Source organism: Rhizobium sp. BR 250 (assembly GCF_047445855.1).
In the GTDB taxonomy this organism is placed as follows: domain Bacteria; phylum Pseudomonadota; class Alphaproteobacteria; order Rhizobiales; family Rhizobiaceae; genus Agrobacterium; species Agrobacterium tumefaciens_I.
Genome location: NZ_JARWKW010000006.1, coordinates 213957 through 228234, shown reverse-complemented (window position 1 = coordinate 228234; position 14278 = coordinate 213957). Strand labels below are relative to the sequence as shown.

Annotated in this window: 12 protein-coding genes; 6 read left to right on the top strand and 6 right to left on the bottom strand. The window is 60.7% G+C overall.

Translation table 11 applies throughout. The annotated features are described in order from the left end of the window. Nucleotides 1-37: 37 nt before the first annotated feature. Together QD336_RS12105 and QD336_RS12100 are read right to left on the bottom strand one after the other, a co-directional pair. Nucleotides 38-466 (bottom strand): hypothetical protein, encoded by a 429-nt coding sequence (locus QD336_RS12105; protein WP_499170858.1) that lies wholly within the window; start codon nt 464-466, stop codon nt 38-40. An 8-nt stretch (nt 467-474) separates the two neighbouring features. Then, a complete protein-coding gene (locus QD336_RS12100; protein ID WP_499170857.1) occupies nt 475-2427 on the bottom strand; it encodes a BTAD domain-containing putative transcriptional regulator in 1953 nt (650 codons plus the stop codon). 173 nt (nt 2428-2600) lie between these two features. On the opposite strand from QD336_RS12100, the gene QD336_RS12095 reads away from it, so the two are divergent. The 3 genes from QD336_RS12095 to QD336_RS12085 all read left to right on the top strand — a co-directional run bounded on the left by QD336_RS12095 (nt 2601) and on the right by QD336_RS12085 (nt 4906). Next, a complete protein-coding gene (locus tag QD336_RS12095) occupies nt 2601-3092 on the top strand; it encodes a hypothetical protein (RefSeq protein ID WP_269342510.1) in 492 nt (163 codons plus the stop codon). A 41-nt stretch (nt 3093-3133) separates the two neighbouring features. Continuing rightward, nucleotides 3134-3583, top strand: coding sequence for a hypothetical protein (locus QD336_RS12090; protein WP_499170856.1), 450 nt, complete (start codon nt 3134-3136; stop codon nt 3581-3583). A 408-nt stretch (nt 3584-3991) separates the two neighbouring features. Further along, nucleotides 3992-4906 carry a TIM barrel protein gene (locus tag QD336_RS12085; RefSeq protein WP_499170855.1) on the top strand — a complete coding sequence of 305 codons (915 nt, stop codon included), beginning with the start codon at nt 3992-3994 and terminating at the stop codon, nt 4904-4906. A gap of 74 nt (nt 4907-4980) precedes the next feature. On the opposite strand, the gene eglC is transcribed toward QD336_RS12085, so the two are convergent. Beyond that, on the bottom strand, nt 4981-6378 hold the full coding sequence (eglC, locus tag QD336_RS12080) for an endo-1,3-1,4-beta-glycanase EglC (RefSeq protein WP_269342515.1): 1398 nt from the start codon (nt 6376-6378) through the stop codon (nt 4981-4983). A gap of 277 nt (nt 6379-6655) precedes the next feature. Here eglC and greA point away from each other — a divergent pair, with 277 nt between their 5' ends. Further along, complete coding sequence (greA, locus tag QD336_RS12075) at nt 6656-7138, top strand: transcription elongation factor GreA (protein ID WP_499170853.1); 483 nt, start codon at nt 6656-6658, stop codon at nt 7136-7138. 72 nt (nt 7139-7210) lie between these two features. On the opposite strand, the gene QD336_RS12070 is transcribed toward greA, so the two are convergent. After that, nucleotides 7211-8548 carry an SGNH/GDSL hydrolase family protein gene (locus QD336_RS12070; RefSeq protein WP_499170852.1) on the bottom strand — a complete coding sequence of 446 codons (1338 nt, stop codon included), beginning with the start codon at nt 8546-8548 and terminating at the stop codon, nt 7211-7213. Nucleotides 8549-8969: 421 nt separating this feature from the next. Between QD336_RS12070 and QD336_RS12065 the strand changes: the two genes are divergently transcribed. Continuing rightward, nucleotides 8970-10118 (top strand): glycosyltransferase family 4 protein, encoded by a 1149-nt coding sequence (locus QD336_RS12065; RefSeq protein WP_499170850.1) that lies wholly within the window; start codon nt 8970-8972, stop codon nt 10116-10118. A gap of 55 nt (nt 10119-10173) precedes the next feature. Next, complete coding sequence (locus QD336_RS12060) at nt 10174-11289, top strand: glycosyltransferase family 4 protein (RefSeq protein ID WP_499170849.1); 1116 nt, start codon at nt 10174-10176, stop codon at nt 11287-11289. 91 nt (nt 11290-11380) lie between these two features. Here the strand turns inward: QD336_RS12060 and QD336_RS12055 are convergent, their stop codons facing one another. After that, the gene (locus tag QD336_RS12055; RefSeq protein ID WP_499170847.1) at nt 11381-12577 is read right to left on the bottom strand and encodes a glycosyltransferase family 4 protein; all 1197 of its coding nucleotides are present in this window, start codon (nt 12575-12577) and stop codon (nt 11381-11383) included. A gap of 50 nt (nt 12578-12627) precedes the next feature. Then, complete coding sequence (locus tag QD336_RS12050; RefSeq protein ID WP_499170845.1) at nt 12628-14205, bottom strand: O-antigen ligase family protein; 1578 nt, start codon at nt 14203-14205, stop codon at nt 12628-12630. Between the last annotated feature and the right edge of the window lie 73 nt (nt 14206-14278).

Here is a 14278-nt window from a genome sequence, read left to right as displayed (position 1 = left end):
GGGAGCATCGGCGCCGGTCAAGGCAGCGGGACCGCGATCAGCGTGCCGTGTTGCTGTCGTCGGCAAGGATGGCGTCGAACAGCTCGCCGGTGACGGAACCCGCCGGACCGACAGCCTTCAGGGCCGCTTCGATCGGCGCCTGCACCATGCGGTTGAAATCCCAGCCGGCGTCGACCACTTCGCCGATGAAGGCGAAATCGGCTTCGGAAACCACGGCGCCACCGGCGACGAGGGCCTCGATGCCCTGGATCTGCACCTGATCCAGTTCCGCCTCGGGCTGGCCGTCCTGGCGAACGAGCATGGATTTTGCGGCTGCGGCCACACGGGCATAGCCATCCACGCCGGGATGGCTGGCTTCATAGGCGGCAATCGTCTCATGCGATACCGACGCGACCCGAAGCGGCGCCGTACGAATGAAAAGAACGCCAAAACCCTTTTTTCCGACGATAAAGAAATGCGAGGACATAGTGTCTCCTATTTGATCCCAGCTAATCGAAGTGCGTGATAAAATTTTTCATTCGCTATCGGGTCGCGGTCCGGAGACAGGCTGCTGATCTCCCTCGCCGTCATGCCCGGATAGTTTTCCTGAAGCCTGCTGCCACTTTCCCGGGCGGCGGCCAAATCTCCATGCAGGGCGTGGCTTGCGGTCAGGACGCGCAGCGCAGGCTCGTCATTTTCCATCCGCCCGCACAGTTCCACCGCCGTGCCGTAATCCTGACGCTTGAACGCGATGCTGGCGCCGGCCCACCAATAGATATCCGGGGCCAGCGGGTTGAGGTCGATGGCCTGCTGAAACTTCTCCCAGGCGATTTCCGCTTCGCCGAAATGGGCAAGCGCATCGGCATGCTGAAGCAGCAGATCGGCGGAGTTGGGCGCCAGCGCCTCCGCCTCGAAGAATTTTTCGGCGGATATGTCGAAATCCCGCTGGTAGAGCGCCACCACCGCGCACATCCAGTGGCCGACGCCAAGCGCCGGATCGATCTCGACGGAGGCATCGGCCTCCGCCTTGGCGCGGTGCAACAGGTGGGGATCATTGCCGCCCAGCATCAGCCATTCCAGCTGCAGGCTCTGCGCCACCCGGGCGCGGGCGACCGCCATGCTGTGGTCGAGGTCGACGGCCTTGCGGAACATCGAACGGGCTCTTCTGAGAAGCGGCAGGTCGCATTTGCCGCGCAGAAGCTGCTGGCCCTCCAGCAATTGCCGGTAGGCCTCGCCGCTATGGTTACGGTCGGGCTCCACCTGAAGCCGCTCGATTTCGCGGGCAAGCGCTGCCGCCACCTGTTTGGACAGCAGCCGGAAGGCGGCGTGAATCTGCCGCTCGGTCAGGACCGCCTCCAGCGACCAGACGATTTCACCGCTCGCCTCCTCGATCAGCGCAACCGACATGCGGGTGTCATCGAACACGGCTGACATGATGCGGTAATCTGCCCGCAGCATGGCGTAGCTGTCGTCGGCCCGGTCATGCGCCAGGGCAAAGGTGCTGTGCGGCGAAAGCACGGTGAAGGTGCGGTATCGAACGAGGCTGTTGGCGACATCCTCGACGAAGGCATGCATCACCGGCGGGACCGGCTGCCCATCGACCCTGGCCGGGCGCACGAATGCGACGCGCGGTTTTGTCAGGGTTTTTCGGCGGCTGCCTTCTTCCGGCTCGGCGGGGGTTGCTATCGTCGCGGCCAGGCTTTGTATGCGTCGCCTTAGGGCCACGGTTTCCGGCTCGGGTGCGCGGGCCTCCTGGCGGAGCTGCTCCATCAGAAGCTGGTACATGCCTTCACAGGCGCTGATATTGCCTATCCGCGCATAGGCGGCCATGGCCGCGCGGTAGGTTTCCTCGCGCTCTGGCTCGATCTTGCAGGCGCATTCGGCCAGTCTGGCGATGTCGTTGGAACTCGCGCGGCCGAACCGCGTCAATTCCTCCAGAAGCTGGGTATAGCTTGAAAAGAACAGGTCTTTCAGACGGCGGCGTTCCGAAAGCAGCCACAGGTAAAGGTGATCCTGCCCGGCCTCCAGTCCCTCCAGCAACTCGCCGCCGAATTCGAGCAGCGCATTGAGCCGCTGCATCGGGTCTTCGGCTCTTGCGCCGGCAAGGAAGATGGCAAGATCGGTGCGCTGTGCCAGCTTTCCGGCCTTCAGATCGTTTCCTTCGGTCAGAAGGATGGCCTCGTCCTCATTGGGAAGTTTCTGCAGGCGCAGGATGAGCTGCCGCAAATTGCCGAGAGCTCGCTTCTGCTCGACATTTTCCCACAGCAGCGATGCGGCGTGCTGGCGGGAAAGCGACTGGTTCGGGGCAAGGATCAGGGCGGCGGTGAGGGCAAAGCCCTTGGACGGGAAAAACGCTTCCCGCACCGCATCACAGCGCGGGGTGCCAAAAAGCCGGATCGGTATCAGTTCAGCGTTCCCAGCCACGTTCATCCCCTCATGAATCATCATCTAACAACGTGCCCGGAAAATTGAAAGTCATCATAGCGTTCCATTTGACGCTGGTGTGACGCGGTCCTGCCTATTGTCGGAAACAGAAGCATGAATGACGGGCGGAAAACAGCGGACATGCGGTGGGCAGGCATCGGGAATTTTCGACAGTGATAGCGTTTAACGGAAGCTACATGGCGTTCGAGCCGCGTATCGAACCTTACCAGCGTGCCGATGATGTCGGATACGCGGTCAGCGAATTCATGTGGTTCAAGGGCCGGCCCTTTTATCCGGTTTCGGCGCTGGTCCACGCGAAGGTCGCCCATGCCAGGCTGTCGGTGGAGAAAGGTGACGAGGAAGACGAGGACAATCTCGATATTCTCTTTCGCATGCCGCTGGTGGCGGGGGGGCATTTTTTCGAGATCGTGCTGCGTTCGAATGAAGGGACGTCCTATGGCGGCTGGGTATGGGGAGAAGAGCTGGAAATCCTCAACGAGTTCGTCAACGGCTATCGCGTTCTGGCAGGGAAGTTCGACGACAGGCTCATCCGCTTCGAATATTCCAGAAGGTTTCAGCGTTACCGGACAATCGAGCCGCTGCCGGTGGAAAAATCCGTCTTCCTGATCCAGCGGGAGGCGAAACCTTACGCGGGCAAGCGTGATTTGCCGGGTGTTCTGACGCCCTGAGAGCGGGGCCCTTTGCGTCAGGACACGCGAAGGCATGGGGAATGAGCGATGAGCGCGGCGGAACCGCGCCTGTTGCGGCATGGCCGGCAAAGCACTGCTTTATCGGGAGAGACTGGGAATTTTTTATTTTTATTGTTTGGAAAATTATGATGCCCAATCAAGGTAACATGCGTAACAGGGGGGTGTCATCGCGGCTTATGGCGGTGAACTGCGCTTCCGGCGAGGATGCGCTTTCCGAGGTGGAGAGCGTTGTCGATGAGCTGCATCCGCCCGTACGCAACGACAGGCTGTATGTTGTCAGCGAGCCGGCTTCCAGTGCATCGCCCGCGTCTCCCGCCCCGGATCAACGCGTCGGGGAAGATAACCCCGGCAGGGCCGATATTCGCAACGGGGTTGTCGATGCCGATATCAGGGTCGCGAAATGGGCCTGGGCGATATTGGCGATCGCACATTGCTGGCTGATCTACTTCATGGTGCATAATCTCGGTTAGCGCCTCTCGCCGGAAGACCCTATTTCAAGCGTTCCGGCAGGGTTCGCAGCCATTTCGGGCAATAGAATTTACGGCCATAATGCGCCCTTGAATGGACCCGAGCGTCCATAATCCAGCCACCGCCGGCCTCCCGCGCATTCGTTCACGATGCCGCTCCTCAGGGACTCGCCCCGCGGAAATGTCATAAAGCTGTAAATGAAGAAACTTAATTGAGTGATCGGTTTCAACGGAAACGCATCACCATGGTCCAGCTTCTTTACGGGCGACGACCGTGGACTTTCCTTATGACGTCGTATCGGCCGGGGTAGAGCACATCTACGTCGACCGCCCGGACCTCTTTGATGCGGCATGGCGCGCTGCGCTGCCGCACGAATTCGCATGATCTTTTTTAGCCCTGGAGATGACGAAGTGAGCAATCTTATAGGTACCGGATTCAACGCCAGTTCGGATGACGGCGAACTGGCCACGCTGGAAAGCGATCTGGTGACGCTTGCCGATATCGGCTGCGACACCGTGGAAATCGCCGTGACGAGCCTCGATCTGATCGCCGGCGGCCGTATCATCGAGGAACGCGCGGAGCGTTTCGTGGCGCTCGCCAAGCAGTTCGACTTCCGTTACACCGTGCACGGTCTGGTGTCGTCCAATTTCATGGATCCGGTGACGTGCCGTTACCAGATCGACGCGGCCAAGGCGCTTGCCGTTCTCTGCGATCGTATCGGCGCCGGCATTCTGGTTCAGCACAGCGGCGCGCTGCGTGCAGACCAGATCGCCGAGCGGGCCGATGCCGATGCCCGCGAGCGGGAAGCCCTCTTCGAACTCGCGGAATTCTGCAAGCCCTATGGCGTGCGTATCGCCCTTGAGAACATCTTCTCCACCGAACCCGGCCAGTATCGCCAGACACCGGCCGAGGTTGCGGCGACCGTGAAGGCCGTCGGTCACGACAATGTCGTGGCGCTGATCGATTTCAGCCATGCCTATCTCGAATCCACCTATCGTGGCCTCGATTTCCGCGCCGAGCTTCGCGCCATGGCGCCGGTTGCCGGCCATCTGCATGTGCACGATTCCTTCGGTCGCCCGCAGGGCTTTTATGAGGCCTATTTCCCGCAGGAAAGCACGGCGCTCGGCATCGGCGACCTGCATATGCCGCTCGGCTGGGGCGATATCGACTGGCAGGACATCTTCTCGGAACTCAGCTTCCTGCCGGATACCGTGCTGATGATGGAAATCGGCCGCCGTTACCGCGCCGAGCAGCCCGCAAGCCTTCAAACCGCAAGGCATCTGATGTCGCTTAACGCCGCACGCACGCAGCTTGCGGCAGAATGACGGGCCTGGACGGGCTACAGCTCAGATAGGCTGATATTTAAAAGCCGGCAGCCCTGAAGGCTGCCGGCGTTTTTTCAGGCGGCCCAGTCGGAGAGCGAATAGGCCCTGATGTAATCGATCATCATCTGCGAACCGTCGCTGAAATCACTGGCCGATGGCGTTCCCGCCGTTCCGCCGACGGCCAGATTGACGACCATATACATGGGGTCGTGCATGTCGTCCGGCGTATCCGTCTGGGCGACGGCGACATCATCGAAATACCAGGTGATATGTTCCGCATCCCACAATACGCCATAGGTGTGGAACCCGTCCGTGCTCGGTACGCTGACATTGTTGATGACCGAGGTCTGCGTGCCGGTCGCGTTGGAATGGGCGGACATGATGAGCGTATTGGGATTCTGGCCGCGCATTTCGATGACGTCGAGTTCCGGCGGCCAGGAGCCGTTTTCCGGCAAAAGCCAGAAGGCGGGCCAGGCGCCCCGATCGGTCGGCATGTCCGCGCGTATTTCGAAATAACCATAGGTCTGGCTGAAAGAGGAATAGGTATTCAGCATGCCCGACGTATAGTCGTAACCCTCGACTTCATCGGCGATCGACGGCGCGGTCTCTTCGGCGGTGATGGTCAGCACGCCGTTGTCGATGCTGAACGGATTGACCTGCGAGGTGCCGGCATAAGCGGGGTTGATATACCATTGCGCCTCGCCATTCGTTGTCAGCGAGCTTCCCTTTTCCGGCGCCCACCAATATTTGGCGTCCCAGGTTCCCTGATCGCCGCTGCGCAGCGACAGCGTGTTGAAGTCGTCGGCGAAGGTCTGGGTGAGGGACGACCGGTCGAGGCTGAGTTCGAACTGACCCGCCTGAAGATCGTCTACGGTCGTTCCGGCGAGAACGATGGCTTCACCATTCGAAAAATTCAGCCACAGATCGCTGCCCTGCTGCGTGGCATTGCCGACAAGCTGGTCGAAGGATGTGATGCCGTAACCATTGAGCCGGATCGTGTCATTGGCGCTGAAATCCGTGATCAGATCGGTGCCGTTGCCGCTGGTGAAGACGAAGGTGTCGGCCCCGCCACCACCGATCAACACATCGTTGCCGGCCCCGCCATCGATTGTCTGGCGGCCCGATCCGCCGGTGATGATATTGTCGAGCGAATTGCCGAAGGCGTAACGCCCGTCACCCGTTACCCGCAGGTTCTCGAAATTGTCCGGCAGGGTATAGCTCATCCAGGTATCGATGGTATCGATGCCCTCACCGGCGTTTTCGGCGGCGCGGTTGATGCTGGAATAAAGATAATAAATATCGTCGCCCGTGCCGCCCGCCATCGTCACGTTCACGGAGCTGTCGCCCCACATGGAATCATTGCCGGCGGTGCCGGTGAGCAGCGGGCCGGAGCCCGTGGCGGAAAAAAATCCGGTGGAACTGCCGCTGTAATAGAGTGTGTCTCCAAGCGCATTCACTACTGTCCGGGCCATGAACCGTCTCCTGTCCGTTGGCGTTGGCTCCCTCACTCCTCCTGCGGTACACCCTAACAGGGCAAAAAGCCTCCCGTTAGGCCGAAATATGAGGGGTATCTTCCCTTGTGGTTGTATCACGCTGTTAAACGGGCGCGTTGTCATCGGCCGCGTCCGCCTGTTACATGTCCGTTTTTGAACCGGCGGAGCGCGCTCTTGCCCAGCGCCTGTGGGCGATGGCAAGATTGGGTCGAATTGCAGACGTCTAACGCGGCGTCTCGGGAGTGGAGTATCAGGATTGAGCGTAGCCTTTACCAAGGAAGACAGTGCGGAAACCGCAGCCGAAACCGTATTGCCGGACCGGGTGATCTCTCCGCATCCCAATCTGGTGACGCAGGCCGGGCTAAAGGCGCTGGAACGACAATTGCAAAAGGCGCGCGAAGCCTGCGAAGCCGCCAATGTTATCGAAGATATCAATGAAAGACGGCGCATCGCCGCCGGCCCGTTGCGGGACATGCGATATTTCGCGGAGCGGGTCCGCACGGCACAGCTGATGCCCGATCCACAGGCGAAGGGTGTCGTTGCCTTCGGCAGTCTGGTGACATTCAGCCGTGATGACGGGCGAACGCAGCGTTTCCGGATCGTCGGTGAGGATGAGGCCGACCCTGCCGCGGGAACGATTTCCTATGTCTCTCCGGTTGCGCGGGTGCTGATGGGAAAAACGGTTGGCGATCTGGCCAGTCTGGGCGGCGGGGAGATTGAAATCATCGAGGTCGCCTGAAGCGTTCCGCTGGGGCGCTGGCGAGGGCAAGTCCTGCGCGATGGCATTGCCGTGCAAGATATTCTCCATTTTTCAACCGACCAGGTTGCCTTTCGGCAGGTCCCCTTCGACTGCAATGATCCGTTGAACGTAAACAGGCTCGTTCGAGGCGGGGGCGCTGCTGCCGAATGCCGGGAGGATTCTGAGATAGAAATTATATCCGGCCGGGCTGATATCGGAATCTATGGTGATCCCGTTGGCCGTGGCCCACATCCAGCCGCTACTACCGGTGGTGTTGGCGTTGCTGAATTGCAGGGAAGAGCAGGTGATCGTCCGGATTGTCCCGCCGCTTTTCACATTCAGTGTAATATAGGGAAAACGTTGCTTTTCGCTGTTTTTATATAACAGGGCGAAAGAAACGGTCCGGCCGATCATTGCCGCGGCTTCGGCATTGCGAAAGTGCCGAAGAAGCCCGGCTGTCTGGTTTCCATTCGCATAGACGGCGAGGCTGTGGGTGAAGGATGGGGAAAAGACGACATCCCCGCTTTTGGCGGCGGAACCCGAGGAGGACGAAGTCCAGCCGCTGGGAAGTGAGCCGGACCAATCGGTGAAATCGCCATTGCCGATGAGATTATCGGCGGGGAGTTTCGGCCAGCAAGGCGTCTGGAAACCACTATCGGACGCGGAAGCCAGATAGGAATCGAACAGGGCCCGGGCGACGAGCCGGAAGCCAGCTTCGTTTGGGTGAATATTGTCCCGGTAAAGGCCGGCATCCTTGCCCTTGGCCAGAAAGGCGGCATGCGTATCCACCAGTGTGAGGTTCGGGTGCGTTCGCGCCAGATCGAGAATTGCCTGGTGGACCTTGTCGTAATCCGTCCCATCACGCCAGGGGTTCTGGGTGGTGATGAGTTGCGGAACGCCCGGCCATTGCCATTCGGTCATGCCCAGCGGACCGAGCAGCGTGGCTCGCCCGGCGCTCAATATGCCACCGGGGGTCTCGAAGCTTTGCATATTGTGGCCCTGATGCAGGATGCACAGATCGGGACGGGGAATCTTCAGCGCCGCCGCGCGCTGTTCGGCGAACATATTGCCGGCCACGGCACCCGGCAGCGTTGCGAGATAGATGGTCAGCGTCGCACCCGTGCCGGCGCGCAGCGTGACCGGATCCGCATAGGCCTTTGGCCCGGTGGGGGCGCTTGTCTGCCATTCCGCCCATCGATACAGCACCACTTTCGCATCGTGCAGATCGCCGAGCAGCGTCGCGAATTGCTGAAATGGCCCGGCTTCGGGATAAGCGGTGCTGTCGCCGTTCACGAAGATCGTGGCATTCCGACCCGCCGTCAGCCGGGCGCGTAAGGGGGAGAACGCGTTTAAGGAGGGTCTCATGCTGCCCAGGGTGCGGGGAAGAAGGCCGAGCGCTACGCCGATCATGCCGCCACCTCTTCCGTTCGCGCCATATATATGCATATGTTGTGTTCGAGCGGTGTCATCGTTCGTTCTCCTGTCTGGCCTCAGGATAACTCCGCCATGGGGCACGGGGAAAACATGCCGGGAACGAAACGGCGATTGACTCAAAAAGCTGAACGTCGCGAATTTTTCTTCGATATTTTCTAAAGTATAAAAACAGAATAATTTTCTTTTGTATTTGCTCTATTGGATTTTTAATTCACGCACAGGTTTGAATGACATCTTTTTTAGTCTTAAGCACCCGGTGCCGCTCTGCGGCGCCCTACCCCGTTGAAGATACCGCTGTCGGTGACGAACAGGCTCCTTTTTTTCATGGGGCGTCCGTTCATGCCCACAATTGCGGACAAGGATGCGTTGGTTGCTTTCATCCGGCAGGGGTGATGCCATGACCTCCGCGCTTTTTGTCAGCCATACCGGCGAGAAGGGCGGTGCCGAACTTTTCCTGACGGACCTCGTCAAGGCCGGGCCGCACTCCTGGCGCGCCTGTTTTCTGAGCGGCGGTGCTGCCGTCGATGATCTGGCGGATGCAGGGCGGCCTGCGGTGATGTTGTCCGCCGGAGAAAAAATGCTGTCGATCCGTCGCGATTCGTCATTCGGCGCATTGCTTCGCGGCGCGGCCGACGTGATGGCGGTTGCCTGGCAATTGAGCCGGGAGGCGAAACATTACGATGTGATCTGCGCCAATTCGCAAAAGGCGCTTTTCGTCTGTGCGCTGGCGGCGAAACTCAGCGGCCGTCCGCTCGTCTGGGTTCTGCACGATATCGTCACCGATCCCGCCTTCAGTGCCGTCAACCGCCGGGCTTCGCTGGCATTTGCGCGCCTTTTCGCCAGGCTGGTGGCTGTCAATTCCGAGGAAACGGGCCGGGCTTTCATCGAGGCCGGCGGTGAGGCCGGCAAGGTGCGCATCGTTTACAACGGTTTCGATCCTGCCAGGGCAAGTGTTCACGAACCCGGCACGGCCGCGCGGCTGCGCGCGGAACTGGGCCTTGGTCCGCAGCCGCTTGTCGGCCTGTTCGGCAGGCTGAGCGAATGGAAGGGGCAGCATGTGTTCCTGGAGGCGATTGCGGCGATGGAGGGCGTGCAGGCGGTCATCGTCGGCGGCGCGCTTTTCGGACAGGAGGCCTATGAGGCGCGTATCCGCGAACAGGCGAGCCGTCTTGGTCTTGATGATCGCGTCCGCTTCCTCGGTTTCCGCTCGGACGTGCCGGAACTGATGGCGGCCATGGATGTGGTTGCCCACACCTCGATTGTCGCCGAACCCTTCGGTCGGGTGGTGGTCGAGGCGATGATGTGCGGACGACCGGTTGTCGCCACGCGTGGCGGTGGGGTTACCGAAATCATTCGCGATGGCGAAACGGGCCTGCTCGTGCCGCCGGGGGATGCATCGGCACTGGCCGCAGCACTCGGCTGCATCCTGTCGCAACCGGCCTTGGCGGCAAGGCTGGCGCAGAAGGGACGTGAGGATGTCAGCCGGCGTTTCTCGCTGGAGGAGACCTGCCGGTCCGTTTCCGCGCTGTTGAAGGAAGCGGCGTGATGTTCCGCCGGGTGATCCAGTGCGGCAGGCAATGCCGGCAGGCGGAAGGGTAAGAATGCGCATTCTTGTAAACATGCCGAGCCAATATGGCGGCAAGGCCTCCGGTGTTGCCCGTGTGGCCTTCAGCCTGCTGGAGCGGCTGCTGGAGCAGACGGATGACGACTACATCCTGCGCTCTCCCTGGACGCGGGCGCAACTGCCCGAAAACCTGCGCGACAGCCGGCTTCAGCTCATCGAAACGCCCCGGCCGCGCATCATGGTTTTCGACGTGTTGCGCCAGGCTGCTGTGCTGCCTGCGCTTTGCCGTCGGCACGGTATCGACGTGCTGTTTAATGCCGACCCCTTCGGGAGCCCTTTTGGCGGCAAACGTCGGGTCACCCTTGTTCACGATCTTTATTTCAAAACCATTCCCGAACAGATCGGCTGGCGGGCGGCCCTGACGACCGATTTCATCTTCCGCCTGATGCTGACCGGATCGGACCGGGTCGCCTGCGTGTCCGAAGCGACGCGGAAGGATCTGGCGCGATTTTTCCCCGCCGCTGCCGGCAAAAGCCTCACCATCCACTCCGACAGCACGCTGAATGTTGATCCTGAGGCCTTTGAAGCCGTGCCGCCCGTTGCCGGGCCCTATATACTGGCGGTCGGAAACGCGACCTCCAATAAAAATTTCGGCCTGCTGGGCAAAGCCTTTGCCACACTCGGTAAAAACTGGCCGGATCTGCATCTCGTGCATGTGGGCCGTGATGAGGCCGAGGAAATCGCCGGTATGCTGGATGATCCGGAGTTGAAGACCCGGCTGATCCGGCTTTCCGGCATAGAAGACCGGCAACTCATCGAGCTTTACCGCCACGCCGCCTGCCTGTGCGTGCCTTCCACCTACGAGGGGTTCTGCCTGCCGGTGCTGGAGGCGCAGCAACTGGGATGCCCGGTTGTCTGCTCCAATCGTTCGGCAACGCCTGAGATCGCGGGCAAGGGTGCGCTCACCTTCGATCCGGCTGATGCTGAAAGCCTTGTTTCCGCGCTTGAGCGGCTTTTGGCGGATCCCGAACTGGCAGGCGATCTTCGCCAGGCGGGATATGAAAACCGCAAGCTCTATTCATGGCAGAAGGCGGCGGAGAGCTATGCCCAGCTTTTCCGGCAAAGGCCCGACACCCGGAAGGGAACGCCGTAAGCGCGGCCGATACCCGTCACTTCCTCATTCCCCGAAAGGGCGGCTAGGGCCGGGGCATATGGAGGCACCCGTTCTGTCCCGAAACTGGGGCTCACGCCTTGCGCACATCCGAATAGAGCTTTTCATAGGCCGCAACCACCCGTTCGGGTGCGACGCCTTGCGAAATTCTCTCTCTGGTGTCCGGCGTCTCCGCAAGCAGCGTGGGATTGCGCATGGCGTCCGCCATGCGTGCCCCGAGTTCGGCGGCGTTGCCCGGTGCAAACAGGCGTTCCGGCTTGTCCGGGCCGATCTGTTCGGCAACGCCGGCAAGATTGGCGCCGATGACGGGTACACCGCGCAGGATGGCTTCGGCGACGGTGCGTCCGAAAGCTTCCGGCCACAAGGGCGGCACGATGAGGCAATCTATGCCGGCAAAGAAACGATCGGCCTCCACATAGCCCGGAAATTCGACCGGGAGACCGGCTGTCTTTTGCTGATAGGCCTCGATGCCTTCCGGCGCCCGGCCCGCCATGACCAATCGCCAGCCCTGCGATGGCAGAAGCCGCAATGCTTCGATCAGCAGATCCGCCCCCTTGGGTGCCTCGATGCGGCCGAGATAACCGAAAACGAGCGGTTCTCCCGGCGCGCGGGCAATGCGCGGTTCTGGCTCACCCGGCGGTGAGATGGCGTTCCAGATCACCGCGCGGCGGCTTTCGGGCACATGGGTAAAAAAGCCTGCCCGCACATGGCGTTCGACGATATCGCAACCGACACCGGCAACGGCATCGACCGCAGCTTGGCAACGCCGGTGCAGATAAGAAAAGGCGCGGCATTTTTTGCCGCTGCCATCGCAGATATGCCCGTCGTGGAACAGGGAACCGTTGGTGCACATGCTGGTGAAATCATGCAGCGAATGGACAAGCGGAATGCCGCGCTTGCGGATCATCGGCCAGATCAGCGGCGTCAGTTCCGAGAGCGAATGGGTGTTGACCACGTCGGGCTGGAAATTATCGATGACGTGCGCGAGCCGCCGAACGAGGCGCGGATCCAGCTGCACGGCGACTTTATAATATTTTCGTTTCCACTCCGGTTGTCGCGCCCAGTCGCCGATAAAAAACGGCGTGGTATGCCCAAGGCGGTGAATGGCGAAACCGTCGCGCTGCTCTGCCGCCTGCCGTTCGCGGGAAATGGCGGCCACGGCAACCTCGTGTCCCTTGTCGGCCAGCCCACGGGCAAGGTCTTCCACGAATATCTCGGCCCCGCCCACGCGGTCGGGAGAAAATAGCGAGGTTACCTGCAATATCCGCATACCCAAATTCCTGCGTCCAAATTGTCCAGTCAACAAAACATTTGCGAAATCTATGCCGAACCCGGCTCTGCGGGCAGATGAGACACGATTTGCGCCGCATCTTTCGCAGGCCCTTCAGTCCCGGCCGGAAATTGCATCCGCCTTCTGCGCCCGTCTCGTTCCACTCCCGGCGGATTGAGGCAGAGCGTGACGACGGGCGCGAGGAAAACGGCGTAGGCCATGGCGAAGCCGGGAATCTGCAGTGAAAAATCAAGCGTCGAATGCAGCAGGACAAGCAGCAGCCCGGCAAGGCCGAGATGAGACGCATAACGATAGTTTTTGCGTTTGCGCGCCCCGCGAATGAAAATCAGCAATTGGGCGACAATAAAAAAAACCGCGTAGAAGGGGAAGGCGGCGCCGACCGTCAACAAGCCCTCGGCATAGACATTGTGGGCATGGGTGACGACTGCGTCCACGCCGCATCGCGCCAGGTGATAGGGGGCATAGATTTCCGCAAAGCTTGCAAGGCCCGACCCGAGCGGCCAATTGTCGGCGATGGCACGGGTGATGCCCGGCATGTAGCAGAAGCGCATATCGTCTTCCATACGCGTTTCCATGCGCAGCGCCACCCGGTTGGCGAAAAGCGAGAAAAGGGCGATGGCGACCGCGATCATCAGCGCGGCCCAACGTCTCGACCCGCGCCGCCTGCGCCGGGGGGAAGCCGCATTTCGCCCGATCCTGGCGGGAGAGTTGAAGATGGTCAGCAGGATCAGGACGACCAGTGCCGCGAAGCTTGACATGATCCCCGCCCGCGATCCGGTCAGCATCAATGCGATGAAGCAGAAGGCGGTGAGCGCGCCGATGAAGGCGGCCTGGCGGACAAGGCGTTTCTGGTCGTCCGGCACGGCCAGGCGATTTGCCACCAGCGCCTTCACCCTTCCCCAGTCCGGGGCCAGAAGCCTTTTGTGTAATAAAACAAGGAGCGTAAGAAGGATGAGGCCGAAAAATGTCGCGGCAGTGTTGCGGTTGACGAAAAGGCCGGTCAGGCTGCCGAGATAGGCGCGCTTTTGAACCACGCCGAGTGCTTCGGGAAAAAGCACAAATTGCAGGATCGAAAACAGCGCGAGCCAGCCGCCGGCGATTGCGAACCATCGCAATGCTTTCGCCGCCAGCTCATCGGTATCGAAAATCACGAGACCGGCCATAAAAGCGCCGAAGGGCAGGGCGGCGCTCATGAGCCCGAGCCGGTCATCCGCGGGTGTCAGTGAGATCGTGGCGGCCGGCGCAATCTGCGTGAACATGGTGGCGACGGACCAGGCCGGGTTGGGGGCTGTAATTGCCGGCATGGACGAGGCCTGCAGCAACATCTGCACGATGAGTGCCGTCAATAAAAAGCAGGCAGCGACAAGCACCTTGCCGGCACCCGCCCTGGGCGGGCCGAACAAAAGGATCGCCGGCACCAGCAGCAGATAGATGGCGGCCGTGACAACGATGCGGCTTTCGATTTCCGTTGCACCTCGATTGAGAAGTGCGAGCAGAAAAATGGCCCAGAACACGATTATTGCGACCTGCCGGAGATAGCTCAGAAATGCCGCCGGCCGAGGCTGCGGGGAAGAGAGCGGTTCTGATCGGGCTTCGGTAAGCGACATTTTTCGGCTTTATCGGTGCTATGTGTGGTGGCTATGTGCGAACGGGGGACACGGCATGGCCCTTTCGCCATGT